The following is a 25383-nucleotide window of genomic DNA, read 5'->3' as shown; positions in this document are numbered from 1 at the left end:
TTTATTCGTCTGATTCTTTTGCCTGATCGTCTTCATCTGTTGTCTTTGCCACCCATCGGCCTTTATCGCGCGCATGCTCATTGAGCCACTTGCGCTGACAGTGATAGGCAAGCAGGAATTCGCCGCTTAGTCTGCTGTCTTTCGTGAATTCGTCAGTGGTAATTTTACAACAAATCTGATCCATTAATTCGTTGTAGCCGTTCAGCAAGCCGGGTCTTTTTGCGTTCAGGCGCGCCTTATATGGTGCAAGACTTGTCTCGATCGTTCGCCATGTTGAATAAGGCCTGTCAGCAAACCTCTGCATCAACCGTGCTGCTGTGGTTTCGCGTTTTTCATTGGCAAAGTAGAGCGCCATGGACTCAACCTTTTCCGCTACCGCGAGCAGCCTGCCATACAAGTAATCCCGCGAACTCCTGTTTTCCTCAAGAGCCATTTTGTACCTCCTTTCCATATTACAACCTTTGAACAGCGAACATGCTATGCCAAGACACTTTTCAAAATCAGGTTGGCTTCCATCCTTTTCAAATTTAAACCCAGCGCGATTTAAGGCACGGCGGATACACCGTTCAACTAAATCACGGGGAACCGCCCTTCCGTCAATAATTGACGGCATCAGCCGTTCCACTGTTGCATTGAGAAACTTGACGCCGTTCTTACCCTCCACTTTGCTACCATAGGCACACCATGCAATATCTCTTGGTGCAGGCGCACCCTCAAAAATTATTTGCTTTTTCTTGTCCTCTTTATTCCGTCCGTAATTTTGAAACCATGCAAAATCAGTATGCCATTTTTCTATTCGTTTTAAAAATTCAGAACCGGTCAGCTCCCGGTAAAAAGTAATTGCCATCCTTCCCTGTGTTGCAGAATCCAAACCCATAACGACAATATCTTCCGAATCGGCAATACTGGCTTTATATCCGTCAAGCTTCTTTTGAAAACGCCTCGCAAATGACTGACCAACATCACCAATCGACGAAGGTAGGTTACCTTGTGGTTGGAACTCTTTCCCAAGAAAATCCCATGAACTTGCGCATGGATCGGGAATAGGCTTCCAATTTACAGCCCAGGCAACAAAACATCTTACGAACTCACCTTCGACTTTGTAATAACCTTGCCTGCGAATCAACCATCTCAATGCATTGTGTGCCATTTGACTTTCGATGTAACCAATTGTGCAAGCTTGCCTAGCGTAATCATCTTTTCCATCTGTAAAGCGTCCTCGAAAAGTAAACCCTCTATAATCATTTGATGAAATGAGTTTAGCACCATCATCAGATGTTCTTAAGTATTTATGATGACTTTTTGCAATCCTTACATTCTGTGCAGAAAGCATACAAAAAGTTTTATTGTGATGCTTATTTTGTCGCTCATCAAACTTTTTCCAAGCTTCTATCAACGATTCATCTTCCCACGTGCCTGAACATTGATTATCGGGCTCCACTATTCTCCATCTAACAAATATTTTACTGTCATCAACTGGTGTCTTCTTTCCTTTCGAATTCATCGTTTTAAAAGGCAACAATTTATTCTTAAATAATTCTCTATACAGATTACCATCATTCTTTAGATAATCTCGAATTGCTTTAACTTTTGGATGAGAGAAATCAGTGGATTTCGCCCAACAATCTAGCAAAGAATACATTAACTCAAATCTTTTCCTCTTACGATTCGGTAAATCTTTAGCGCAATAACTTAGTTCTTCACACAGTGGGTGAGGTTCATCTATGTTTGTACGATTAGCTGAAGATTCTGTAACTGGTATAATCGTGGCTGCATTTTTTCCTTCCAATTTGTCAATTCTTTTAAAATTTCCTTTAATGTCAATTGTAACTTCTACATGTGCTTTCTTGACCATGTGAGAAACTGGCCAAGGACGTTCATTTTGGTTTAAAGGCAACCCGTTGATCACAGCACATGTTTCATATAGTTTCTGCATCCAGCTCATACCGACACCTCCAGTTCCGCGGCTTCGAGTTCGACCGTTTTTACATTTTCGGTTCCGAACCTTTTCGCGTACATTTGTCGTACAACTTTCTTATACTTCTGCTTACAATCTTCAGGCCTTTCAAAAACCAAAGCCCCTTTCTTCAGCACGGGATACCAGAAACGTGCGACAAGTTTGTTCTCCCCAGTTTCATCAGGATAATCGAAACCATGGAACATCAGACCGTACGCAATTTCCTCTTCATTGTCATAAGCTCCTTTTCCTTCGCCAAATACGCATGGCTCAGCATAGCCTTGGCAATCACGCGTGCCAAGGAAGATATCCTGACGACCTCCGCGCTCCAGCATCCGTTTGGCGATGGCATAGTGCTTGCCATCAATACGGTCTTTTTCCAGTTTTTTTTGATTCTCATTCCATATGAAATGTGCCCTCACTTGATATTCGACATCTGAAAGGAAAGTATAGATTGCAAGGTCATAAAAGTTCTCTTGCTTTTTGCCGTGAGCTTTTTCACTTGGATAAACTCCACCATAATTGAGAGGCTTTGTGCCTTTCGTTTGCGTTCGTATGCGCTTTATTACCCTAACAGCATCCACCACCCAGGTTAAAGTTGGTTTCCAGTAAATTGATTTACAAACACCTTTAAGCGCCTCGTAAGTCGGCAGATGATAAGAACATTTCTCACCACCAATCTTTGTAAGAGGGTCAGTGAAAAGCGCGTATCTGCCCCACAGCCTGAATTCAATAGTGTTTTTAGGCAATGTATTCATTTTTGAACTGTTCCCCCTCTTCTACCGGTACCAAAGACAAACCGGTTTTCTTGCTGTAGTACTGGACATCGAGGTAATAAATTTCCATACCCTCCTGTACACGATAAAGGGCATTTTCTTGGACCAGTTTTTCAAATTCATGAGGATACAAGTTAACTGAATAATGCTGTGCTCTTTTAATAAGCGGATATTGCTTTTCAACATTAAAAGAGGCGCAGAGTTGACTGACAAGATTTCGTCCATCCTCGCCATATTGAATGATAACGCTTTGTGTCGGGGCCTCGATTGACTTGAAATGTTTAGCCGCTGTCATGAAAGATTGACGCAGATTGATTAAAGGCTTTGTTTTATTCGCCCGTTGGAAATCACCCACAGCATTCTCATTCGTAGATAACAGTTGTAGCAATGTGTCTTTCCGAAATTCATCGAATGGATAATCCATAACATTCTTGCGGTCGAAAAAATAATTCTGATAATACCATTTGAGCATTTCGGGTCCAATGATGTCGCCGCCGTATTTTTCCGGTTGCTCCCTATAATCGTCGAGGACACGATTTGATTTCTCCTGACCAATCCTAATTGCATCGAGATGTGTAAGGTTTTCTTCTATACAATTGATAATGAAAACTTTTCCGGTTTCCGGACTTCCCTGCCGATTGCAGCGGCCGGCAGCTTGCGTTATGGAGTCAAGCCCTGCTAACAGTCGAACAACTGAACGAAAATCTATATCTACACCGGCTTCAATTAACTGTGTGCTGACACATAGGATCGGCATTTCCTCTTTCAGCTTTTGGTGAATTACATCAAGCATTTGCTTTCGGTGCACAGGGCACATTCCCGTACTTAAATGAAATGCCTCAAAATATTCATTTCCCCCTTCCTTGAAAATTCTCTCTGCCGCTTTCTTTGTGTTGACCACGACAAGGCAATTCCCATCCGTCTTGACCCGTTCAACGGAAAGCGCTGCAATATCATGGTAAGTCCATCCGGTCGCATTTCGGCAATCATGAACAGAAACCCTCTTCAGATCGGTAAACAACCTGCTAACGTCGGGCATCAATTCATTCTTCTGGGAAAGGTTTAAGCTTCCTTTCTTTTTATCAACGGTCCCAAGAAGAGGCTGCGTGGCCGTGCAGAGAACAACCGTGCTGCCACATTGATCAACGAGAAAATTGATTGCATTGTTGAAAAGATGGACACAATGTAACGGCAGGGTCTGAATCTCGTCAAAAATTATTACCGACTTGGCCAACCGATGCATCCTTCTCGCACCTCGATTACCTGCCCCGAAAAGCACCTCTAGAAACTGAACCATTGTAGTAAATATTACCGGTGCATCCCAATTTTCTGTCAGCAGCTTTTCTTTCCAGCTTTGTGCATCGGATCCAATGTTCGAGTGATGCTCAAGCACGATTTTACCAGCATCTTCCGCAAACCCATCCGGCTCCAAAATCCTTCTAACGACTTGTGCGTTCTGATCAATGATGGTTGTAAACGGGATTATATAGAAAATTCGATCCATATCGTGCTTTTTTGCATGGAGTAACGCAAAACGAAGACTGGCGAGTGTTTTTCCCCCGCCCGTGGGGACTGTTAAAGTAAACAAGCCTTTTGATCTTGTTGCAGCGTGAAGACAATGTTCAGCTACGTCATTACGAACTTCATCAACACGCTTTTTTACTTTAAAAGTCTTATACTCTCTTTCAAGCCTCTTGATTAAAATATCCCAATTTTTATAATTTCCGCAGAGACGATACTTTTTATTCTTAGGATTCCCTGAATCGGCCGAATCCTGACGGTCGGCATCAATCAATGCACTGAACAAAAATCTTACAAGCAATCCTAACTGGAATTGAGCGATCACAGAAGTAGGACTTTTCTCTGAAGATAAGCACACGATATTGCAGCACATTTTCTCGAATGGCTTTGTGAAGGATTGATCCGCAAGCAGGTTGCTTATCCTATTCAATATCTCCTTATCGGACGACTTTGTACATTCGACTACGTGTGTTTTTTCATAATCCTTTGATAAGCGCTCGGAATAGGAATCCCATGTCCCTTTGTTGCCAGTCTTAATACAATCGATAAGTCCTGAGTGATGTGACACTAAGCAAAGGGAAAGGATTTGCCCGACGATTTTATGGGCATTGGATGAAGTATTCTTGTCATTAAGATATTGAGTAAGATATTGGGCACCGGCTGTAGAATGATCGATTTTCCCTCTCTTGCCTGTAGGATCTTCAAAATCTTCGTCTTCGTCAGGATTGAATTCGGGATCATTCTTTCTAATAGAATCTCCTATGTATTTCTGAAACTTACTACTGTATTTTCCGAAATCATGAAGAAGTCCGAGAAGTTCTCCATATTCTTTCATCCCAATTTTTTCAGCGTGCTTTTTTGCGAGTTTAGCAACACCTTCGAGATGATCTTTTAATGACTGCTTATCATGTGCGATGTAATCCATTGTGACCTCAATTATATATCACTTTAAATATATGAGATACTCTACCTTCCTAACGTGGCTTGCGGGCTCAATATCAGTCATGTTAACAGCAGGTCAGAGCGTCGTGTGAGCAGACGTGGACCTATAGACTTATCATAATAATATAATTACACATTCCCTGGACAAATTCCGAATATTCTTCTAATAGTATCTCTGCAGACTTTTGAAGCCCTCGTTTCTGCATGATGAGCTTATCTTTCTCCATGAAGAATCAGGGGCGGTTTGGTCTATTTTGAGGAGTTGCCGGACCATATCATGCAGAACCATCATTGTCATTACGTTTTCATCAGCATCATGACATCATTTCCAGATAATCGAATTCTCCCGCCATTCAGTCATGCAGTCCGCTTAATACTCTCTCCATAAATCTCTTCATTCAACATCGAGACGACGAGGGCTTGTCGCATTTTTTCATTGGGAAGTTTTTTATTGGAGAATTTCGCGACTGGACGGCCGGGGCCGGTTGTCGTAAAGGCATTCGGAACGAAGGAGAATTCCATGGCTGACATCCGCCCCCCTGCCACCCCCGCCTGCCTTGAGATGGAGCGTCTCGGGGACGCCTGGCCGTGGAAGTGCCGGCAGGCCCTGGTCGTGAGGACCGGGGGATGGAAAGCGACGGAAGGCACGCTCCGGCTCTGCTCCCGGGTGAATCCGCGCTCGGCCTGGTACGTCGAGCCCGGCGACATGCCCGTCATGCTTGGAAAGCACGGCCTCGCCTGGGGGCGGGGGATCCATCCCCTGGCGGAAGAGGAAGAGCCGCGGAAGCGGGAGGGCGACGGGAAAGCGCCGGCGGGGATTTTCCGCATCCATCGGGCTTTCGGATACGCGGAGCCGGAGGACGTCCCATGGATCCGGCTCCCCTACCGGCGGATCACGCCGGAGACCCTCTGCATCGACGATCCGGCATCGGCCTCCTACAACCTTATCTTCGACAGTTCTGGAGCGGTGCCGGACTGGAAGAGCCGCGAGGCGATGCTCCGGGAGGACGGTCTATACCGCCTGGGAGCCGTCATCGAGCACAACGCCGATCCCGTCCTGCCGGGGGCCGGCTCGTGCATCTTCCTGCACCGGCGGCGGGGGCCCGCTTCGCCGACGGAGGGATGCACGGCCCTGTCGGCGGAGGACCTGGAGCGGGTCCTGCGGTGGCTCGAATCGGATGCGCAGCCGGTCCTGATTCAACTGCCGGATGAGGAATACGAAAAAAGGCGCGCCCCCTGGAGCCTGCCCTGAATCAGTCGGCACACGCGCAGGACGCAGACGAAAAACGAATTACCCGATCCTTGCTTCCGCAGCCATAAAAAAAGGGCGCGGACCCATGACCCTCCGGCCACTCGCCCGCGCCCTTGTCTTTTTCTACCGAGCCGGCTTGCCTACTGGATGCTCCAGGTCGTCCCGGAGGGTCCGTCCTTCAGCACGACCTGCCGGGCCGCCAGCTCCTTCCGGATCTCGTCTGCCCTGTGCCAGTCCTTGTTTTCCCTGGCCTCACGGCGTCCGGCGATGAGCCGCTCGATCTCCGCCACGTCCAGTCCGCGCTTGGTGGCTTCCCGCTCCCGGTCCTCCAGGAGGTAGCGGTCCGGATCCACCAGGAAAAGCCCAAAGACCCGGCCGAGCCTGTCGAGGGTCTCCCGGGCCTGGCGCAGGACCGCCATGGAAGCCGGCGTGACGCGGAAGGCCTTGTCCAGCAGATAGCCGTTCAGGTGGCGGATCACGTCGAAGACGTAACCCAGCGCCCGGGCCGTGTTGAAGTCGTCGTTCATGGCCTCGGAGAACCGTTCCGGCAGCCGTGACAAGACCTCCGCCAGGTCCTTCTCCTTCCCGGCCAGCGAGGATGAGTCGGCCTCCGCCGTGCCCTCGCCCGCCTTCAGGGCGTCCTGAAGCAGCTTCAGTGTGCTGTAGCACCGGTCCATGCCCTGCCGGGCCTCCGCCAGCGACTCCTCGGAGAAGTCCACGGGGCTCCGGTAATGGCTCTGGAGCATGAAGAAGCGCAGGACCTCCGGGGCATAGCGCCGGAGCATCTCCTCGATGGTGAAGAAGTTCCCCAGGGACTTGGACATCTTCTCGGAGTTGATCCGGACGAAGCCGTTGTGGAGCCAGTAATTGGCGAAGGGCTTCCTGTAGGCGCCTTCGGACTGGGCGATCTCGTTCTCATGGTGGGGGAAGATCAGGTCCTCGCCGCCGCCGTGGATGTCGAAGGTCTCGCCGAGAAAGCGCTGGCTCATGACGGAGCACTCGATGTGCCAGCCCGGCCGGCCGGGTCCCCAGGGGCTGTCCCACCAGGGCTCCCCTTCCTTGCTGGCCTTCCACAGGGCGAAATCCAGGGGGTTTCGCTTCCGCTCGTTCACGTCCACCCGGGCACCCGCCAGCATGTCCTCCAGGTTGCGTCCCGAGAGTTTCCCGTAGCCGCGGAATCCCTCCACGGAGTAGTAGACGTCCCCGTCCATGGCATAGGCCAGCCCCTTTTCCTCCAGGGTCCGGATGAGGCGGATCATGCCGTCGATGTTCTCCGTCGCCTTGGGCGTCACCGTCGGCGGCTCGATGCCGAGGGCTCCCATATCGTCGTTGTGCCGGGCGATGAAGCGCTCCGAGATCTCCCCGATGGTCGTCTTCTCCCGGTTGGCCCGCTCGATGATCTTGTCGTCCACGTCGGTGAAGTTCTTGACGTAGGTGACGTCGAACCCGGCATACCGGAAGTAGCGGGTGATGACGTCGAAGACGACGGCGGAGCGGGCGTGGCCGATGTGGCAGACGTCATAGGCGGTGATCCCGCAGACGTACATGCCCACCTTTCCGGGCGCGATGGGTTTGAATTCCTCTTTCCGTCTCGTCAGGGTGTTGTAGAGTTTCAGGGACATGAAAACTCCTCCGTGTCCGTGGGCATGCGATCCGCCAGGAAACATTTCCAGCTCTTCGCCTGCGGGATATTCGAAACGTCCTGTCCTTGCGATCCGGGGAGCCGCTCCGCACGCCAGGCGGGCATCAGGGGAACACGGACAGCATGCCGAGCCCAGCGTCCTCCGGGAAACCGCACATCAGGTTCATGTTCTGGACGGCCTGCCCCGAGGCCCCCTTCACCAGGTTGTCGATGGCGGACAGCACGATGACCCGGCCCGTCCGCTTGTCCGCCACCACGCCGATGTCGCAGAAGTTGGTTCCCTTGACCGACGAGATGTTGGGGACGCTTCCCTCCCGGTAGACCCGGACGAAGGGCTCCCGCTCGTAGAAGCGGCGGAACAGCTCCGCCAGGTCCGCGGTGGACATGCTCCCTGTCAGGCGGGCGTAAAGAGTGCTCAGGATCCCCCGGTTCACCGGGAGCAGGTGAGGGGTGAATGAGAGGAAGATCTCCCGGCCGGCGAGGACACCCAACTCCTGCTCGATCTCCGGTGTGTGCCTGTGCTGGCCCACCTTGTAGGCCTTGAAACCCTCGTCGACTTCGCAGAAGAGCGAGCCGATCTGGGCCTCCCGCCCGGCGCCGCTCACACCGGACTTGGAGTCGGCGATGAGCGTCTCCGTGTCGATCAGGCCCTCTTTCAGGAGCGGAGCAAACCCGAGGATGATGCTGGTGGGATAGCATCCTGGATTGGCAACGAAGCGGGCCGACCGGATCTCGCTCCGGTACAGCTCGGGAATTCCGTACACCGCTTCCTTGATCAGGCCGGGGGCGCCGTGCTTCTCGTACCAGGCCTCGAAGGTTTCCACCTTCCGGAGTCGAAAGTCGGCGCTCAGGTCGACAACCTTCTTCCCGGCATCGAGAAAATGGGAGGCCACTTTCATCGCCCCGCCATGCGGAAGGGCCAGGAAGATAAAGTCCGCTGCTTCGGCCACCTCTTCCGGAGAAGCATCGAGAAAGGCCAGGTTTGTCCGGTCCGTAAAGACGGGATAGAGATCGGAAACAGCCATTCCCTTGTACTGCCGGGACGTGACGGCCGTGACCTCCACATGGGGATGGTTCAGGAGGATCCGCAGAAGCTCCTGGCCCGTGTATCCGCTGGCTCCGTAAATACCGACTTTCATGGATCGCCACCAGGAATCTCCGGCTTCGGTGGACGCCGGATTGAGGGATAAGAATGCCCGGAAGGGGCGGAAAAAAAAAGGGAGGCCCGAAAGCCCCCCTCTCCGTTAGCGCTTGGAGAACTGGAATCGCTTCCTGGCCCCCGGCTGGCCGTACTTTTTGCGCTCCTTGATGCGGGAGTCCCGGGTCAGGAATCCGGCCCGCTTCAGGACGGAGCGCAGATCGGCGTCGAAGTCGATGAGCGCCTTTGCAATTCCGTGCTTGACGGCTCCGGCCTGACCTGCGCTGCCGCCGCCGTTCACGTTGATGTAGAAATCGAAAAGACCCTTCTTTCCCGTGATCTCCAGCGGCTGCTGGATCAGCATCTTCAAGCTGTCCCGGGTGAAGTAGTCGTCGAAATTGCGCTTGTTGACGACCAGCTGGCCGGTGCCTTCCTTCATGTAAACCCTGGCGATGGCCGTCTTCCGCTTGCCTGTTGCGTAGAAGCGTTTTTCCATGTTTCTCTCCAGATCGAATCTTCCCTGCTGTTGCCTACAGATCGAGTGTCCTGGGGCTCTGGGCCTCATGGACATGGGTGCTGCCCTTGTAGATTTTGAGCTTTTTGAGCATCTGCCTTCCCAGGGTGTTCTTCGGAAGCATGCCCCGGACAGCGATGCGGAGCACCTCTTCCGGCCGGGTCTGCAGGAGTTTTCCCGCTGCAATGGACTTCAGTCCTCCCGGATAGCCGGAGTGCGAGTAATACATCTTGTCGGTGAGTTTCTTGCCCGTGAGAACCACCTTGCCGGCGTTCACAACAATGACAAAATCCCCTGTATCCACGTGGGGCGTATAGACCGGTTTGTGCTTGCCTCGCAGCCGCGATGCAATCTCGCTGGCCAGCCGGCCCAGCGTCTTTCCCTCGGCGTCCACGACGTACCAGTCCCGCTGTACGTCTTCCTTTCTGGCGCTGTATGTCTTCATTGAGTGATCACCAGCCATGTAAAATTGAAAGGTGGAACCTACGCAATCCGGGTGGGTTTGTCAAGGAAAAATCCTTGTCCGGAATGCTTGCGGAAACGCAGGCGGGCTGTTATCCGCGCTCCACGCACGGGGCTTAGAGGCCGTACAGGGAGAGCTTGACCGCATAGACCCGGTCCGGCTCCTCCACACCGTTCGCCAGATAGGTGACATTGTCGGAGAAACTGACCATGATCTCCCAGCATTGCCGCCTGTACTGAAGGCTGTACGTCCGCTCCACGTCCTTGTTATCCAGGCGATTCCGGCGATGGGTGTACATGATGTCCAGGGACGGCGTGATGACGGCCTTGATCGTCAGATTCAGCTCCTCCAGAGTGTCCTTCGTGTACCGGTATCCCGCCGTGATCGAATCCTTTCGTGCATCGGACAGGGTCAGATCGTAATTGGTCTGCGTCCATCCTCCCGTGTTGACGTCCAGCTTGTTCCGGGCGGCAAAGGTCAGATAGGAAACCGGCGTCAGGTCCAGTTCCATGTCCATCACGCTGAAGGGCCTGTTTCCCGCCGACCCCACCTCCATGGTCCGCCTCGCTTCGATGATGTCGAACGTCTGGGCCAGCTTCAGTCGGACCCATTCCTGATAGGTCGTCTTGCCGGTTTTCCTGTCCTTGCGGCGGGCCGTGAGGGTGTTCGTCACGGAATACGTGACGGCATTCATCTCGTTGACCGCGGTGGCAAAATCGGGAATGTCCGCCTGGGCCGTATTCGGGATATAGCCGTACGTCACCTCCGGCTTGATGGCATGGCGGATCTTGTCCACTCCCAGCAGGTTGACGGAAAATATTTTCTGCACTTCCGTCGACATGGTGGCTCCCATGTGGAAGAGTTGCCGCTCCCCCTGGCGGGTGTCCGTGGTCAGGCTGACGCTGTCGTCCCGGCTCCAGAACGTCCCCTCCCAGCTCATAAAGGGCTTGACCTGGAAACGCTGGAATATCGTCTTCGGCAGGCTGATAGTCGGTTTGACGTCCAGCAGGTGCCCCTTCTGCCCAGTGTTCCGGTAGAAATAGTCATAGATGCCGTTGAACTGGACGTACAGCGGCGTGTCCGGGATCTGCTGCTGCGTGGTGGTGAAAGTGATCTCCGGGTAGCGCTGCAGGGTCGCCGCGTTGGTCGACTTGGAAAAATCGTCGGTATAGCGGATGGCGGCAGTCAGGTTGGCGTTGGTCCAGTCCTTCACATAACGGATGCTTGAATCCAGCTGGGTCAGGGATTCATTCGCCAGGAAAGAGACTCTCCGGAAACGGTCCGACGGATCGCTGGCGTAGGAAGACAGGAAATAGTTATGGGATGAGAAATCCCGGAAGTAGAAAGCGTCGGAGACCTTGGCGATGTCCGCCCGGATGTAGCTGTTGTTCGCGAACCGGGTCTCATGATTCCACCACAAGGCCCATCTGCGCTGGCCCGATGACCAGTTCCGGCTTATGAAACCGAGGTTCTCGCTGATCTCCTTCCGGTCGCTGAGGACGTCGCCGTAAAACGTGCCGAAAGAGCCGCCCGCCGTAACATACCGCACCTCAAGCCCTTCCTGGACTCCCCGCTTGGTCATGGTGCGCGTGTAAAGCGTGGCGTCCATGTTCTTGGTCGCGGCCCAGTAGAACGGCACATCCACATCCACGCCCAGCTTGTCTCTTGAATAGCCGAAATAGGGAAGGAGAAAACCGGTCTGCCGCGTCGTCTTTGCCGGAAACATCAGGAACGGGGTATAGATCACGGGCTGGTTCCGCACTTCGAAACGCCCGTGATAGATCTTGCCGTACCCGTCGACGGTGACGTCAAGCTCCTGGCCGGTGAACCGCCAGTCGGGCCTGTCCCCGTCACAGGGCGTGGCCGAGACATTCTCCACCCGGTAGGTTGCCTCGGCCCGCTTTTCGATCCGGTCTCCCTGGACGTACATGTGATTCTTCGCCAGGAACAGGCGGCCCTGGTAGATGACCCCCGTCTTGGCCTCGATCTTGAGCGTCCCCCTGTCTCCCTCCAGGATGTCCCCGTCACCGAGGACCAGCACGTGCCCCTCCGCCGACGCCTCGTCGGTTGCCCGGTCGATGCGGACCTTCTCCGCCACGAGGACGGTACTGTCATAGGTTACAAAAACGTTGCCCGCTGCCAGATATGCCTCCGGGTCCTGTTCATATCCAAACCGGTCCGCTTCAACCTGGACCGGCCCACCCTTCCCGGCGGGGAGGGGAAGGCTCTCCTCGTCGGGGTACAGGATATACCGTGCAAGGTCGTCCGCTGCAGGAGCCCCGGGCTCCGGCCGCGAAATGAACAGGGGAAGAAATCCCGCCCGGGTGACCTTGAGAAGAAGCGGCTCGCCGGGCAAACCGGAGATGGAGAAACGACCGTCGTAGTCGGTTTCGACCCGGGTCTGGGGCCTGTGAACCATCTCCACCCGGGTTTCGGGAAGAGGCTTACCAAAAGGATCCGTTATGATTCCGGAGAGTGTCACAGAGACCTGCGCCGCATGGGCATCGCTTTCCACATCCGCTTTTTCCTGCCGGATGGGTTTCCCCACCGCCGGGTCATTCGCAACTTCCGAAATGGCACCGTTTTGCGTGGATTCCGTTGACGAAACCGTCGAAACAGGGGCCGCGGGCTCTACAGCAGCAACAGCGGTCAAAGGAATCAAAACCGGAAAGAAAAGAAATAGAAACAGGAAAAGCGTAATGATGCGGTTGTCTTGGCCTGCACCCATGGGTCCCGTTCCCGGTTGTAAGCGGATATCCTTAGTACATTCCTGAATTTACGGAGGGCTTTCCCTATCATATTCTGCCACGGGAGGGAACAGCTTTTTCACGGCACCGACAAGATAGAGCGAGCCGGTCACGCAGATCAGGCCGTGCTTTCCCACTTTTTCCCGGGCTCTCTGCAAGCCCTCCCGGGGATCCGGGCAGACGTCGATTGGAATGGACAGAATGCGGGAGGCTAGGTCCCGAAGTTTTTCCGGAGGCAGGCCCCTTTCCGAAAGGGTTTCGGTCAGAACCACATCCGATGCCACACCGCGTATTCTTTTCAGCATGGCGGCGGCGTCCTTGTCTTCCAGGACGCCGAACAGGAAAACCACCGGCCGGGTAGAGGCTTCCCGTTTGAGGTCCCGGCAGAGAACGGACATGGCGGCAGGATTGTGGGCTCCATCCAGGATGATCGGCGGATCTCCGGGAATTGTTTCCATCCGTCCGGCCCAATGCGTCATGGCCAGTCCGGTCCGGATCGACGCCATGTCCACCGGAAATCCACGCTCGGCCATCACCTCCAGGGTTGCGATGGCGACGGCGGCGTTATCGATCTGATACCGTCCCCGGAGCGGGCAGGGCAGGGATCGCTCCCTCCAGATCCGCCCCCGATATGAAAAGCTTTCCCTGCCCGTGGGACGGCCCTTGAAATCCCGCCCTAGCCGGAAGAGCGTTGCCCGCTTCCGCCGGCACTCCTCATCGAGAACATGCCGAACCGACGGCTGGTGTACGCCGGTGACGCAGACCCCCTCCTCCCGGATGACACCCGCCTTTTCACCGGCGATGTTCCGGAGCGTCCTGCCCAGGTAGGCCGTGTGCTCCAGGCCGATCGTCGTAATCACCGAGACCACGGGGTCCGCAACGACATTGGCGGCATCGAGCCTGCCGCCCATGCCGACTTCAAGGACGGCGACATCGGCACCGGCACGCCGGAATTCGAGAAACGCGATGGTGGTGAGAAACTCGAAATAGGTGAGGACGTCTCCGGAAAGTTTTCTTCTTATTTCTTCAACGTGACGGGAAAAATGACCCTTCCCGATCCAGTGGCCCGCAACCTGGATTCTTTCCCGCAGGTCCACCAGATGCGGGGACGTATAGAGGCCGACGCGGAGGCCCGAGGCCTGAAGAACGGAGGCCGTCACGGCAGCGACGGACCCCTTTCCGTTTGTACCCGCGATGACTACGGAGGGGCAGGCCTCCTGGGGGCTGTTCAGGCGGTCCAGAACACGCTTCAGGCGGTCCAGGCCGAACCGGATGCCCATTCCGCCGAGGCTGGAGATGTACTGAAGTGATTCCTGATAGGACATGATCGAAGCGCACCGACGAGGTCAATAAGAAAAAGCCATGGATCCGGCGGATTCAATACGCCAGCCCATGGCCTTCCCGAACTAGATGATGACGTCCTGCCCGGCTATTCGACCTTGAAGACCTCGTCTCCCGGCCGGACCCGATCGGGCACCTTGATCCCGATGTAATCGCCTGCTACAGCCGTTTCCACTTTCTGGTTGTTCACTTCCATGGAATCGATCACCAGCGTCAAATCCGTGGTATGGCCGAAAAACTTGATGGATTCCCCGACCTTGAGTTCCCCGTCCGTGATCTTGACGGCGGCGACGCTTGGTTTCGCAAAGAACTTCACAACTTCTCCGATTTTGATATCCGCCATGGTACCTCCTTTCGCCGGTTATCCTTTTCGGGATATGAACCCGTTTTTTCCCGTTTTGGTTACGTAGCTCCGAACCCGTAAAAAGACAAGAAAAAAGAGAGGCAGGCCTCATCGGCCTGCCTCTCGATGGTTCGCTGTACAGCCGGCCCGGCCGGCTGCGGATCTATGACGCCTTCTGCCTGGACTTGGATGCCTTCTTGGCCTTCTGAGCCTTTTCCTTCTCTTCCCCGACGAACTCGATGAGGGCCATGGGAGCATTGTCCCCCGTCCGGAAACCGGTCTTGACGATTCTCGTGTAGCCTCCCCTGCGATCCTTGAACCGCAACGAGATCTGCTCGAACAGCTTCTCCACGACATCCCGGTCCCGCACATAGGCCAGGGCCTGGCGCCGTGCATGCAGATCGCCCCGCTTTCCCAGCGTCACCATCTTTTCAGCGATGCGCCGCAGCTCCTTCGCCTTGATGTCCGTTGTCTCGATCTTTTCGTATTTCAGGAAGGAAGTAACCATGTTGCGGAACATGGCTTTCCGGTGGCTGGAGGTCCTTCCGAGTTTCGTTGTCAGTTTCCGGTGACGCATGAGTCCGGTCCTTTCCTCAACGGCTGGTTAACTGTCACGGCTTCCGCCGATCTCATCCGCATCGGCGGCCCGGTTCCAGGGTGGGAATTCGAGCTTCATCCCGAAATTCAGGCCCATTTCGTCCAGAATCGTCTTGATTTCGTTAAGCGATTTCCTTCCGAAATTCTTCGTCTTGAGCATTTCCGCTTCCGACTTCTGGACCAGTTCCCCGATGAGCTTGATTCCCGCGTTCTTCAGGCAGTTGGCCGAGCGCACGGAGAGCTCCATGTCGTCGACACTGCGGAGCAGCATTTCGTTGACGTCCCGCTCCGGTTCCTGCGCAGGCGCCTCTTCTTCCTCCACTTCATCGAAATTGATGAAGGTGTCCAGTTGATCCTTCAGGATTTTGGCTGCGTATGCTACCGCATCCTCGGGTAGAACGCCTCCGTCGGTCCATATTTCGAGAATCAGCTTGTCGTAATCCGCCACTTGGCCGACACGGGCGTACGTGACGGTGTAATTGATTTTCTTGATCGGCGAGAAGATGGCATCGATGTTGATCGTCCCTTCCGGCTGATCGACATCCCTCTCCCGCTTCGCCGGGACATAACCCTTTCCCGTCTTCACGACCATGGAGGCCGAAAACGGCGCTTCTCCCGACAGGGTGGCAATGTAGTGCTCCGGGTTGAGCACCTCCACGGTTCCATCCGTTACGATGTCCGCTGCCGTTACGGTTCCACTCTTCGTGCGGTCAATGGTTACCGTCCGGGGACCCTCGCCGTGCATCTTGAAACGTACGCCTTTGATGTTGAGGATGATGTCCGTCACATCCTCTTTCACCCCCGGAATTGTGTCGAATTCATGAAGGACACCGTCGAACTTTACGGAAACAACCGCCGCACCCTGAATGGATGACAGGAGCACCCTTCGCAGGGCGTTGCCCAGCGTGATGCCGAATCCTCTCTCCAGGGGCTGACACGTGAACTCTCCATAGGAACGGGTATGCGTGCCCTCATCGCACTCGATACGTTTGGGCCGTATCAGACTGCGCCAATTGCTTTGCATAGACGTGATTTCCTTTCCGCCACTCTCAAGCCGGGCCGTCAGCCGTTATTTCGAATACAGCTCGACGACCAGCTGCTCCTGCACGGGCATGGTGAGTTCTTCTCGGCTGGGAAGGGCCTTGACACCTCCCCGGAAGTTCTCCTTATCCAGTTCCAGCCAGGAGGGAACTCCCCGCCTGGCCACTGTCTCCATGGCCTCGATGATTCTTTCCACTTTCCGGCTCCCCTCTCGAATCTCGATCGAGTCACCGGTTTTCACCAGGTATGAGGGAATGTTGACCGGTTTGGAATTCACCAGGAAATGGTTGTGCCGGACCAACTGGCGGCCCTCCGTCCGGGAACTGGCAAAACCCATCCGGAAAACCATGTTATCCAGTCTGCGCTCCAGAAGAACCAGCAAGTTGGTTCCGGTGATGCCTTTCTGCCGATCCGCCATCTCAAAATAACCGCGGAACTGCTTCTCCAATACTCCGTACATCCTCTTCAGTTTCTGCTTTTCTCTCAACTGGACGCCGTAATCGGAGAATTTTTTCCGAATCTGTCCGTGCTCGCCCGGAGCATAACCGCGCCGCTCGTATGCGCACTTCTCACTGTAACAACGGTCTCCCTTGAGGAACAGCTTCAGTCCCTCTCTCCGGCACCGCCTGCATGCGGATTCCGTGTATCTCGCCAACGGTTCCTCCCTCAGCTCATCTGCAAATATTGTTGGAAATCTGCCCGGCCGAATCAAGCCCGGGTCTTACACGCGACGCCTCTTTGGCGGACGGCATCCGTTATGGGGAATCGGGGTGACGTCCCGTATCAGGCTGATATTCAGACCGGCAACCTGGAGCGCCCTCAAGGCCGACTCCCGCCCCGCACCGGGCCCACGCACATAAACCTGTACGGTTCTCATCCCGTGTTCCTTGGCCTTCTTGACAGCATCTTCCGCCGCCATCTGCGCCGCGAAGGGGGTACTCTTCCGGGAACCCTTGAAGCCCTGGACTCCCGCAGAAGACCAGGCGATTACGTTCCCGCTGAGGTCCGTAATGGTTATGATCGTGTTATTGAACGTCGACTGGATATGGGCAACCCCTTCCGCGATGTTCTTTTTTTCCTTCTTCTTGCCCGTCTTTCGCGCTGGCCTAGCCATGATTCCTCCGTAAGCGCTTGGTCACTACTTTTTCTTGGCTCCGACACCCCGCCTTGGGCCTTTTCGGCTCCGGGCGTTGGTTCGGGTACGCTGTCCTCGCACGGGCAGTCCTTTCCTGTGCCTCAAACCGCGATAGGACCCCAGATCCATCAGCCTCTTGATGGCCATGGATATATCCCGTCGAAGATCTCCCTCCACCTTGTGTTCTCGGTCGATGATATTCCGGATGGCGGTGATCTCCGCGTCCGCGAGGACATCCGTCTTCGTCTCGGGAGCGATCCCCGCTTCCTTGAGGATCTGCAGGGACTTCGTCCGACCGATGCCATAGATGTAGGTCAGGGCAATCTCCATCCGCTTGTTTTTCGGCAAATCCACTCCAGCAATGCGCGCCACTGAAAACCTCCTGGTACGAATTATCCCTGACGCTGCTTATGCTTCGGATTCTCACAGATGACCCTGAGCACGCCACGCCTCTTGACGATCTTGCACTTGTCACAGATTTTCTTCACGGAAGACCGTACTTTCACGACACTCCCTCCCTGCTGTCCTGCCGCCCCTTCCCTGCTTGATCCGGAGCGGCTCGCTGGCCGGGCTATTTTGCCCGATATATGATCCTTCCACGGGTCAGGTCATATGGCGAAAGCTCCACCGTGACCCGGTCGCCCGGCAGAATCTTGATAAAATGCATCCGCATCTTCCCGGAAATGTGAGCAAGAACGCGGTGACCGTTTTCCAGCTCTACCCGGAACATGGCGTTCGGCAGTGGTTCTACAACCCTGCCTTCCACCTCTATGGGCTCTTCCTTTGCCATGGCTCCGTACCGGCTCCTCCCAATCCCCTCCAGAAGACTCCGTTCTTAATGAACGCGGCTCAAGATCACGGGACCGTTTTTTGTGATGGCGATAGAATGTTCGAAATGGGCGGACAACCTTCCGTCCGCCGTCACAACGGTCCATCCGTCATTCATCACCCGAACCCGCCATCCGCCCTGATTTACCATCGGTTCGATGGCCAAGACCATTCCCGACTTCAACTCGATCCCGCGCTTCTCCACACCATAATTCGGAATCTGGGGTTCCTCATGCAGCGCCCTTCCAATTCCGTGACCGACGAAATCCCTGACAACGGAAAAGCCCGCATTCTCCACATGCTTCTGGACGGCAGCGGAGATGTCTCCCAGCCGCTGACCGCTTCTCGCCTGTTCAATTCCCTTGTAGAGGCACTCCTCGGTAACGCGTATCAGCCTTTTTGCCTCTTCGGAAACCTCGCCCACGGGAACCGTTATGGCGGCGTCGCCGTAATAACCCTTGTAAAGCGCTCCGAAATCCAGCCCCACAATGTCCCCGTCCTTGAGAACCCGGTCGGACGGCATCCCGTGAACCACTTCTGCATTCACGGAGGCACAGAGTGAAAAGGGATAACCCCTGTATCCCTTGAAGGCCGGCTTCGCTCCCTTTTTCCTGGCCAGCTTTTCCGAGTGCTGGTCCAGTTCCCGGGTGGTGATCCCCGGCTTCACCATGATCTCCAGTTCGCCGAGTATTTCCGCCACAATCCGATTGGCGTTGCGAATGGTTTCAATCTCTTCCGGCGATTTGAGGATAACCATGACAGCCGTCGAAGCTTTCCGTTTTCAACGCCGCTTTGCCAGGCGGCCTTTTTTAAGGAATCCTTCGTACTGCCGCGTCAGAAGATGTGTCTCAATCTGACCCGCCGTGTCCAGAGCCACACCAACCACGATTAATAAAGCGGTTCCACCGAAATAAAATGGAACGTTGAAGTTGCTGATCAGGATGCTTGGCAGCACACACACCGCTGAGACATAAATCGCGCCTCCGAAGGTCAGTCGCGACAGCACGGCGTCGATATATTCGGCCGTCTTCTTTCCCGGCCGGATACCGGGAATATAACCGCCATATTTCTTGATGTTGTCCGCCACGTCGACGGGGTTGAAAACAACCGCTGTATAAAAATAACAGAAGAAGACGATAAACCCTACGTATAGAAGTTCATAAGCCATCCTGCCCGGAACCAGCGAATCAGAAACTACTTTCATCCAGGGATGGGTAATGAAGTTGGCCAGCGTCGCAGGAAACATGATGATCGAGGATGCAAAAATGGGCGGAATGACGCCTGCCGTATTTACTTTCAGCGGGAGATGTGTTGTCTGTCCCCCGTAAACCTTTCTTCCCACAACCCGCTTGGCATACTGGATCGGAATTCGCCTCTGTGCGCTCTCAACGAAAACAATTACGCCGACAACGCCGATCATCAGAACGATCAAAATGATAATGAAGAATATTCCCATTTCTCCGCTGGAAAGCAGCCGGAACGTGTTGAAAATAGCCGCTGGAGCCCGGCAGACAATCCCTGCAAAGATGATCAGTGAAATGCCGTTTCCGATTCCCCGCTCCGTGATCTGCTCACCCAGCCACATAATGAAGGCTGTCCCCGCCGTCAGGGTGATCATGGTCATGAGGCGGAATCCCCACCCGGGTTCGAGGACGATCGATGCGCCGGTGGGCCCGGCCATGCTTTCGAGTCCTACCGCGATTGCAAACCCCTGGATGATGCTGAGCAGAACCGTACCGTACCGGGTATACTGGGTGATTTTCTTTCTTCCGGCCTCACCCTCCTTGGAAAGCCTTTCCAGGTGAGGAATGGCGATGGTCAGGAGCTGTAGTATGATGGAGGAACTGATGTAGGGCATAATGCCCAGGGAGAACACGGAGAAATTGCTCAGCGCTCCTCCCGCAAACATGTCAAAGAGCCCCAGGAGAGATCCCCTAGCTTGCTCGAAAAAAGCGGCCAGCGCCACAGAATCGATGCCGGGGGTTGGAACGTGGGCCCCGATCCGGTAAACCGACAACAGCAAAAAGCTGATGAGGATCCTTTTCTGGAGCTCCGGGATCTTCGGGATGTTTGATAACCCGCCTATCAAGTTCAGGCCCCCTCGACGACGGAGCCGCCGGCGGCAAGAATCTTCTCCCTGGCCCCCCGACTGACCATATCGAGTTTCACTGACAGGGGCCGGTCAAGCGTTCCTTTCCCGAGAACCTTGATCCCATCACCGGCGTGATGAACGAGACCGTTCTGGATCAGGATCGCTTCATCAATGATCGATCCCTCGGGAAAGCGGTTCAACTGGCCGATGTTGATGATCGCGATGTCCTTGCGGAACGGATTCCGGAATCCCCTTTTGGGAAGTCTGCGGTACAGAGGCATCTGGCCGCCTTCAAATCCCGGATTCCTGCTGCTTCCGGAGCGCGCATTCTGTCCTTTGTGCCCCCGGCAGGATGTCCCACCGTGACCGGACCCTTCGCCCCGGCCGACGCGTTTCTTTTTCTTTCGCGAACCCTCGGAGGGTTTCAATGATCCAAGATTCATGAGTTGCGAACCTCGATTTCTTCCACCGAGACCAAGTGGATCACCTTTTGTACCATTCCACGAATGGCCGGTGTGTCCTCCAGGACGACGGTCTTGTTCATCTTTCCCAGCCCGATTCCCTTGAGAACCTTGCGATGGGCCTCTGGCCGTCCTATATAGCTCTTGACCTGCGTAATCTTCAGTTTCTTATCCACGGCTGTATCCCCCGGTTCCTCAGGACTTTCCCCTAAGAGCCGCAATTTCCTCCGGCCGCTTCAATCGCGTGAGCCCCTCCAGCGTGGCCTTCACCAGATTGTGCGGGTTGTGGGACCCCAGGCATTTCGTCAGAATGTTGTGCACTCCGGCACACTCAAGGACGGCCCTCACGGCACCGCCGGCGATTAACCCGGTCCCCGCGGAGGCGGGCTTGAGCAAAACCTTTCCCGCTCCAAACTGACCAATGACCTCGTAGGGAATCGTCCCCCCGATAACTGCAACGGGAACCATGCTCTTCTTCGCCTGCTCCATCCCCTTGCGAATCGCTTCCGGCACTTCGTGCGCCTTTCCGAGGCCGGCTCCCACCGAGCCTTTGCCATCGCCAACCACAACAATGGCGCTGAAGCGAAACCTTCTGCCGCCCTTGACGACCTTCGCCGTACGGTTGATGGTAATGACGCGGTCGAGGAACTCCGACTCCTCCATGCCTCTCTTCTCCAAGGACCCCTTCCTTCCTTCAAACTCTCGGCTCATATTAGAAATCCAGACCGGCCTCCCGCGCCGCATCGGCCAGGGCTTTTACCCGGCCATGAAAGAGATAAGCCCCCCTATCGAATATGACCTGCCGGACACCCAGATCAACAAGGCGGCTTGCCACAAGCTTGCCGACCTCCCGGGCTGCGTCCTGCTTTTTCAGGTCCTTCACGCGGCCACGAAGATCCGCGTGCAGAGTGGAGGCCTCCACCAGCGTTCTGCCTTCCTGATCGTTGATGGCCTGCACGTATATGTGCTTCGAACTGCGGAACACGGAAAGCCTGGGCCTGGCACCCGTGCCGAAAATCTTGGCCCGAACCCTCTTCTTCCGCTTATCCTTGACCCGCTGAATCCTCTTGGACGACAATGGTTCACCTCTCTGTCGCGGCGCCTCGGCGTTTACTTGGAGCCGATGGATTTCCCAACTTTCCTGCGTACGGTCTCACCGACATACCGGATCCCTTTTCCCTTGTAGGGCTCCGGCTTTCGGAGCGCCCGGATCTCTGCTGCTACGCGGCCGACCAGCTGCTTGTCGATCCCCATGACGAGCAGGTTCACCTGCTTGTCTATTTTCACGCTGATTCCTTCCGGAATCGCATATTCCAGGGGTGTGGAGTAACCAACAACGAGCTTCAACCGGTTGTTGTCAACCATCTCGGCCCGGTAGCCGACCCCTGCAATCTCCAGCTTCCTCTCAAAGCCCGCACTGACACCCTTCACCATGTTGGCAACGAGCGTTCTCGTCAATCCGTGGAAGGATCGGTCAAAGCGATTGTCGGAATTTCTCTGGATTGTGATCTGATTGTCCTCCACGACCATCCGAACTCCGCTGGGAATCGATGCCGAGAGGCCCCCTTTCGGACCGTCCACCCGGACCGTGCTTCCCTCCTGATGGATCTTCACTCCGTTGGGAATCTCTATTGGTTTCTTACCAATCCTGGACATGGAATGCGTTCTCCTGCACCTTGCTTTCCGCTGCGCTTTTTACCAGACGCTGCAGATAACTTCACCGCCAACGTTCTGTTCCCTCGCCTCCCGATCGGTCATGAGGCCCTTGGACGTGGACAGAATCGCGATGCCGTAGCCATTCAGAACCTTCGGGATCTTTTCACAGCCTACATAAACCCTTCTGCCTGGCTTGCTTACCCTCTGTATACCTGTGATGACTGTCTTTCTGGGATCCGGATACCTGAGATACACCCGCAGGAATTCCATCCCTTTACTGTCCTTCTTCACATCGAATCCGCCAATGAATCCGGACCGCTTCAACACCTTGGCGATATCCAGGTTGATCCGGCTGAGCCGGACATCAACACTCTTGAAATGAACCCGGTTGGCATTCCTGATCCGGGTCAGCATATCCGCAATCGGATCCGTCATCCCCATCTTGAAGACTCCTCGAATACTGGGTTACCAGCTGGATTTGATTACGCCCGGGACATCGCCTTTTAGGGAGAGGTTCCGTAGACAAATCCTGCACATGTCGAATTTGCGGTAGTACGCCCGTGGTCTTCCGCAAATGGGACAACGGTTATACTGCCGGACTGAAAACTTCAACTTCCGCTTTGCCTTGGCAAGCAGGGACTTCTTCGCCACGCCGATCCTCCCGAACTACTCTAATGGTTTTTCTCAGTTTCTGAAGGGCATTCCCATGAGCTTCAACAGGTATCTTGCCTCATCGTCCGACTTGGCGCTCGTCACGATGACGATATTCATTCCCTTGATCTTATCGATCTTGTCGTAATCGATTTCCGGGAAAATGATCTGCTCTTTCAACCCCATTGCAAAGTTCCCTCTCCCGTCGAATGATTTCTGAGAAATCCCGCGGAAGTCGCGAACCCTGGGAAGCGCCACGTTGACAAGCCGGTCGAAAAACTCATACATTCGCTCGCTGCGGAGCGTCACACAGCAGCCAATGGACATCCCCTGCCGCAGCTTGAATGTGGCGATCGATTTTTTGGCCTTTGTGATAATGGGCTTCTGGCCGGTGATGAGCGCAATCTCCTGGGATGCACTCTCCAGAATCTTCACATTCTGGATCGCCTCGCCGAGCCCCATGTTCACGATGATTTTTTCAATCTTCGGAACCTGCATCCTGTTCCGGTATCCGAACTCCTTCATCAGAGCCGGGATCACTTGCTTGTCATAATGTGTTTTCAGTCTTGCCATCGCTATGACCCTATGCATCCAATATCTCTTGGCATTTTCGGCAGATACGGACTTTCTTTCCATCCTCCAGGATCTGGTGTCCGATTCGAACACCCGTGTTGCACTTGCTGCAGAGGAGCATCACGTTGGAGGCATGGATGGAGCTTTCCTTCTCCAGGATCCCGCCCTTGCCCTTCGCATCGGGTCTCTTGTGCCTTTTTACCAGATTCACTTTCTCGACAACGACCCGATCTTTTTCGCCGATCGTCTTCAGGATTTTGCCGGTTTTTCCTTTTTCCTTTCCGGCAATAACCTTCACCATGTCACCCTTCTTCAACAGCATATCTTGCATCGATCGATCCCCAGAATGTGCATACGGAGCCGCTTCAAAGAACTTCCGGAGCCAGCGATATGATTTTCATGAACTGCTTGGCCCTGAGCTCTCGAGCGACAGGTCCGAAAATACGGGTGCCGATGGGCTCCATCTGGTTTGAAATCAGAACGGCGGAATTATCATCGAATTTCAAATAGGAACCGTCCTGTCGCCGGACCTCCTTCACGGTCCTCACCACCACCGCCTTCATTACATCGCCCTTCTTCACTTTGGAGTTCGGAAGAGCCTCCTTCACGGAGACGACGATGACATCCCCCACCCGGGCATATCTCCTCCGCGAGCCTCCAAGCACCTTAACACAGGCAACCTTTTTGGCTCCCGAATTATCGGCGACATTGAGGATTGTCTGCATCTGAATCATGACTTCACCCCGCTGGACTTCATTCCGCTTCCTGCCGGTCGCAACTACTTGGCCTTCTCAAGGACTTCCCGCATGCGCCACCGTTTCCTCCGGCTCAACGGCCTGGATTCCACGATCAGTACCCGGTCTCCGATTCCGCACTCGCTCTTTTCGTCATGGGCCATGTACTGGGCATACTTCCGAATGTACTTTTGAAAGACCGGATGCTTGACCAGCCTTTCGGAACGGACGACGATCGTCTTGTCCATCTTGTTGCTGACGACGACCCCCTGAATGGTCCTCTTGTTATCCCGCTCCCCCATGCTATCCGATCGCCTCCTTCTCCCTCAAAACCGTCTTGATCCGGGCGATGTTTTTCCTGACATGGACCAGCGACGCAGGCGACTCGAGCTGTCCGGCCGCATGGCGCATCCGAAGGCGAAATTGCTCCTCCCGGAGGTCCTTCTCCTTATGCTTCAACTCGTCAACCGACAAGTCCTTGAAATTCCTATTTTTCACTTGATAACTCCCTCGTCAGGAACCGCGTACCGATAGGAAGCTTGTGAGCCGCCAGCCGGAATGCCTCCCGGGCCACGTCATCGGCAACACCCTCCATCTCATAGAGCACCGTACCGGGCTTGACCACTGCAACCCAATCCTCCGGTGCTCCCTTGCCTTTTCCCATTCGGGTTTCTGCCGGCTTTTTGGTGATGGACTTGTGAGGAAATATCCGGATCCAGATCTTTCCGCCTCTCTTCACGTGGCGTGTCATTGCTATACGAGCCGACTCGATCTGTCGGGCTGTAATCCAACCGCATTCCGTAGCCTGAAGACCGAACTCTCCAAAGGCCACAGAACTTCCGCGGGTTGCTTTTCCCGACATCCGACCCCGCTGGAGCTTCCTGTATTTTACCCGTTTCGGCATTAACATCTTGATTCTCTCCCTGTACCGCCCGGTCTCTCAGTACTTCCTTTTCTTTCGCGCTTGCCCGAAGGAACG

At 54.6% G+C, this 25383-nt stretch carries 34 protein-coding genes; 1 reads left to right on the top strand and 33 read right to left on the bottom strand.

The window, feature by feature from the left end:
* Position 1: 1 nt before the first annotated feature.
* The 4 genes from cas8c to PLO63_14120 all read right to left on the bottom strand — a co-directional run bounded on the left by cas8c (position 2) and on the right by PLO63_14120 (position 5718).
* A complete protein-coding gene (gene cas8c / locus PLO63_14135) occupies positions 2-1945 on the bottom strand; it encodes a type I-C CRISPR-associated protein Cas8c/Csd1 (GenBank protein ID HOI75279.1) in 1944 nt (647 codons plus the stop codon).
* Positions 1942-2715 carry a type I-C CRISPR-associated protein Cas5c gene (cas5c, locus tag PLO63_14130; GenBank protein ID HOI75278.1) on the bottom strand — a complete coding sequence of 258 codons (774 nt, stop codon included), beginning with the start codon at positions 2713-2715 and terminating at the stop codon, positions 1942-1944. The genes cas8c and cas5c overlap by 4 nt, the downstream gene beginning before the upstream one ends.
* The gene (locus PLO63_14125) at positions 2699-5179 is read right to left on the bottom strand and encodes a CRISPR-associated endonuclease Cas3'' (GenBank protein ID HOI75277.1); all 2481 of its coding nucleotides are present in this window, start codon (positions 5177-5179) and stop codon (positions 2699-2701) included. Before PLO63_14125 ends, cas5c begins: the two co-directional genes overlap by 17 nt.
* A gap of 374 nt (positions 5180-5553) precedes the next feature.
* Positions 5554-5718 (bottom strand): hypothetical protein, encoded by a 165-nt coding sequence (locus PLO63_14120; GenBank protein ID HOI75276.1) that lies wholly within the window; start codon positions 5716-5718, stop codon positions 5554-5556.
* Between PLO63_14120 and PLO63_14115 the strand changes: the two genes are divergently transcribed.
* A complete protein-coding gene (locus tag PLO63_14115) occupies positions 5717-6448 on the top strand; it encodes a L,D-transpeptidase family protein (GenBank protein HOI75275.1) in 732 nt (243 codons plus the stop codon). The genes PLO63_14120 and PLO63_14115 overlap by 2 nt on opposite strands.
* A gap of 140 nt (positions 6449-6588) precedes the next feature.
* Here PLO63_14115 and cysS read toward each other — a convergent pair whose 3' ends face one another.
* From cysS to rplP, 29 genes are all read right to left on the bottom strand, one after another.
* A complete protein-coding gene (gene cysS, locus PLO63_14110) occupies positions 6589-8070 on the bottom strand; it encodes a cysteine--tRNA ligase (GenBank protein ID HOI75274.1) in 1482 nt (493 codons plus the stop codon).
* 124 nt (positions 8071-8194) lie between these two features.
* Positions 8195-9229, bottom strand: coding sequence for an N-acetyl-gamma-glutamyl-phosphate reductase (gene argC / locus PLO63_14105; protein ID HOI75273.1), 1035 nt, complete (start codon positions 9227-9229; stop codon positions 8195-8197).
* Between the two features lie 105 nt (positions 9230-9334).
* On the bottom strand, positions 9335-9724 hold the full coding sequence (rpsI, locus tag PLO63_14100; protein HOI75272.1) for a 30S ribosomal protein S9: 390 nt from the start codon (positions 9722-9724) through the stop codon (positions 9335-9337).
* A 34-nt stretch (positions 9725-9758) separates the two neighbouring features.
* Positions 9759-10187, bottom strand: a complete 429-nt coding sequence (gene rplM, locus PLO63_14095) for a 50S ribosomal protein L13 (protein ID HOI75271.1) — start codon at positions 10185-10187, stop codon at positions 9759-9761.
* A 133-nt stretch (positions 10188-10320) separates the two neighbouring features.
* Entirely contained in the window at positions 10321-12624 is a 2304-nt protein-coding gene (gene lptD, locus PLO63_14090) for an LPS assembly protein LptD (GenBank protein ID HOI75270.1), read from the bottom strand.
* Between the two features lie 357 nt (positions 12625-12981).
* Positions 12982-14277: a folylpolyglutamate synthase/dihydrofolate synthase family protein gene (locus tag PLO63_14085; GenBank protein HOI75269.1), complete on the bottom strand. Its 1296-nt coding sequence runs from the start codon at positions 14275-14277 to the stop codon at positions 12982-12984.
* A 104-nt stretch (positions 14278-14381) separates the two neighbouring features.
* A complete protein-coding gene (locus tag PLO63_14080; GenBank protein HOI75268.1) occupies positions 14382-14636 on the bottom strand; it encodes a hypothetical protein in 255 nt (84 codons plus the stop codon).
* A gap of 163 nt (positions 14637-14799) precedes the next feature.
* The gene (gene rplQ, locus PLO63_14075; protein ID HOI75267.1) at positions 14800-15213 is read right to left on the bottom strand and encodes a 50S ribosomal protein L17; all 414 of its coding nucleotides are present in this window, start codon (positions 15211-15213) and stop codon (positions 14800-14802) included.
* Between the two features lie 27 nt (positions 15214-15240).
* Positions 15241-16257 carry a DNA-directed RNA polymerase subunit alpha gene (locus PLO63_14070; GenBank protein ID HOI75266.1) on the bottom strand — a complete coding sequence of 339 codons (1017 nt, stop codon included), beginning with the start codon at positions 16255-16257 and terminating at the stop codon, positions 15241-15243.
* Between the two features lie 45 nt (positions 16258-16302).
* Positions 16303-16929 (bottom strand): 30S ribosomal protein S4, encoded by a 627-nt coding sequence (gene rpsD, locus PLO63_14065; protein ID HOI75265.1) that lies wholly within the window; start codon positions 16927-16929, stop codon positions 16303-16305.
* Between the two features lie 66 nt (positions 16930-16995).
* The gene (rpsK, locus tag PLO63_14060; GenBank protein HOI75264.1) at positions 16996-17388 is read right to left on the bottom strand and encodes a 30S ribosomal protein S11; all 393 of its coding nucleotides are present in this window, start codon (positions 17386-17388) and stop codon (positions 16996-16998) included.
* 24 nt (positions 17389-17412) lie between these two features.
* Entirely contained in the window at positions 17413-17781 is a 369-nt protein-coding gene (gene rpsM / locus PLO63_14055; GenBank protein ID HOI75263.1) for a 30S ribosomal protein S13, read from the bottom strand.
* 20 nt (positions 17782-17801) lie between these two features.
* Positions 17802-17915 (bottom strand): 50S ribosomal protein L36, encoded by a 114-nt coding sequence (gene rpmJ, locus PLO63_14050; GenBank protein HOI75262.1) that lies wholly within the window; start codon positions 17913-17915, stop codon positions 17802-17804.
* Between the two features lie 65 nt (positions 17916-17980).
* A complete protein-coding gene (infA, locus tag PLO63_14045) occupies positions 17981-18199 on the bottom strand; it encodes a translation initiation factor IF-1 (protein ID HOI75261.1) in 219 nt (72 codons plus the stop codon).
* A gap of 45 nt (positions 18200-18244) precedes the next feature.
* Positions 18245-18994, bottom strand: coding sequence for a type I methionyl aminopeptidase (map, locus tag PLO63_14040; protein ID HOI75260.1), 750 nt, complete (start codon positions 18992-18994; stop codon positions 18245-18247).
* 24 nt (positions 18995-19018) lie between these two features.
* The gene (gene secY, locus PLO63_14035) at positions 19019-20332 is read right to left on the bottom strand and encodes a preprotein translocase subunit SecY (protein ID HOI75259.1); all 1314 of its coding nucleotides are present in this window, start codon (positions 20330-20332) and stop codon (positions 19019-19021) included.
* The gene (gene rplO / locus PLO63_14030) at positions 20329-20772 is read right to left on the bottom strand and encodes a 50S ribosomal protein L15 (GenBank protein ID HOI75258.1); all 444 of its coding nucleotides are present in this window, start codon (positions 20770-20772) and stop codon (positions 20329-20331) included. The genes secY and rplO overlap by 4 nt, the downstream gene beginning before the upstream one ends.
* Positions 20769-20966, bottom strand: a complete 198-nt coding sequence (rpmD, locus tag PLO63_14025; protein HOI75257.1) for a 50S ribosomal protein L30 — start codon at positions 20964-20966, stop codon at positions 20769-20771. The genes rplO and rpmD overlap by 4 nt, the downstream gene beginning before the upstream one ends.
* A 19-nt stretch (positions 20967-20985) precedes the next feature.
* Positions 20986-21453, bottom strand: coding sequence for a 30S ribosomal protein S5 (rpsE, locus tag PLO63_14020; GenBank protein HOI75256.1), 468 nt, complete (start codon positions 21451-21453; stop codon positions 20986-20988).
* A gap of 49 nt (positions 21454-21502) precedes the next feature.
* Positions 21503-21868 carry a 50S ribosomal protein L18 gene (gene rplR, locus PLO63_14015; protein ID HOI75255.1) on the bottom strand — a complete coding sequence of 122 codons (366 nt, stop codon included), beginning with the start codon at positions 21866-21868 and terminating at the stop codon, positions 21503-21505.
* 32 nt (positions 21869-21900) lie between these two features.
* Positions 21901-22446, bottom strand: a complete 546-nt coding sequence (rplF, locus tag PLO63_14010) for a 50S ribosomal protein L6 (GenBank protein ID HOI75254.1) — start codon at positions 22444-22446, stop codon at positions 21901-21903.
* A gap of 39 nt (positions 22447-22485) precedes the next feature.
* Complete coding sequence (rpsH, locus tag PLO63_14005) at positions 22486-22887, bottom strand: 30S ribosomal protein S8 (GenBank protein HOI75253.1); 402 nt, start codon at positions 22885-22887, stop codon at positions 22486-22488.
* A 24-nt stretch (positions 22888-22911) separates the two neighbouring features.
* The gene (locus PLO63_14000) at positions 22912-23097 is read right to left on the bottom strand and encodes a type Z 30S ribosomal protein S14 (protein HOI75252.1); all 186 of its coding nucleotides are present in this window, start codon (positions 23095-23097) and stop codon (positions 22912-22914) included.
* 33 nt (positions 23098-23130) lie between these two features.
* On the bottom strand, positions 23131-23670 hold the full coding sequence (gene rplE, locus PLO63_13995) for a 50S ribosomal protein L5 (protein ID HOI75251.1): 540 nt from the start codon (positions 23668-23670) through the stop codon (positions 23131-23133).
* Between the two features lie 10 nt (positions 23671-23680).
* Entirely contained in the window at positions 23681-23992 is a 312-nt protein-coding gene (gene rplX / locus PLO63_13990; protein ID HOI75250.1) for a 50S ribosomal protein L24, read from the bottom strand.
* 43 nt (positions 23993-24035) lie between these two features.
* On the bottom strand, positions 24036-24404 hold the full coding sequence (rplN, locus tag PLO63_13985; GenBank protein HOI75249.1) for a 50S ribosomal protein L14: 369 nt from the start codon (positions 24402-24404) through the stop codon (positions 24036-24038).
* A 44-nt stretch (positions 24405-24448) separates the two neighbouring features.
* Positions 24449-24706 carry a 30S ribosomal protein S17 gene (gene rpsQ, locus PLO63_13980; GenBank protein ID HOI75248.1) on the bottom strand — a complete coding sequence of 86 codons (258 nt, stop codon included), beginning with the start codon at positions 24704-24706 and terminating at the stop codon, positions 24449-24451.
* Between the two features lies 1 nt (position 24707).
* On the bottom strand, positions 24708-24902 hold the full coding sequence (gene rpmC, locus PLO63_13975) for a 50S ribosomal protein L29 (GenBank protein HOI75247.1): 195 nt from the start codon (positions 24900-24902) through the stop codon (positions 24708-24710).
* The gene (gene rplP / locus PLO63_13970; GenBank protein ID HOI75246.1) at positions 24892-25314 is read right to left on the bottom strand and encodes a 50S ribosomal protein L16; all 423 of its coding nucleotides are present in this window, start codon (positions 25312-25314) and stop codon (positions 24892-24894) included. The genes rpmC and rplP overlap by 11 nt, the downstream gene beginning before the upstream one ends.
* Between the last annotated feature and the right edge of the window lie 69 nt (positions 25315-25383).

The organism is Syntrophales bacterium, from assembly GCA_035363115.1.
GTDB lineage: Bacteria > Desulfobacterota > Syntrophia > Syntrophales > PHBD01 > PHBD01.
Note: the sequence above shows the minus strand (reverse complement) of the source record. Positions and strands in the feature narration are given on the sequence as shown.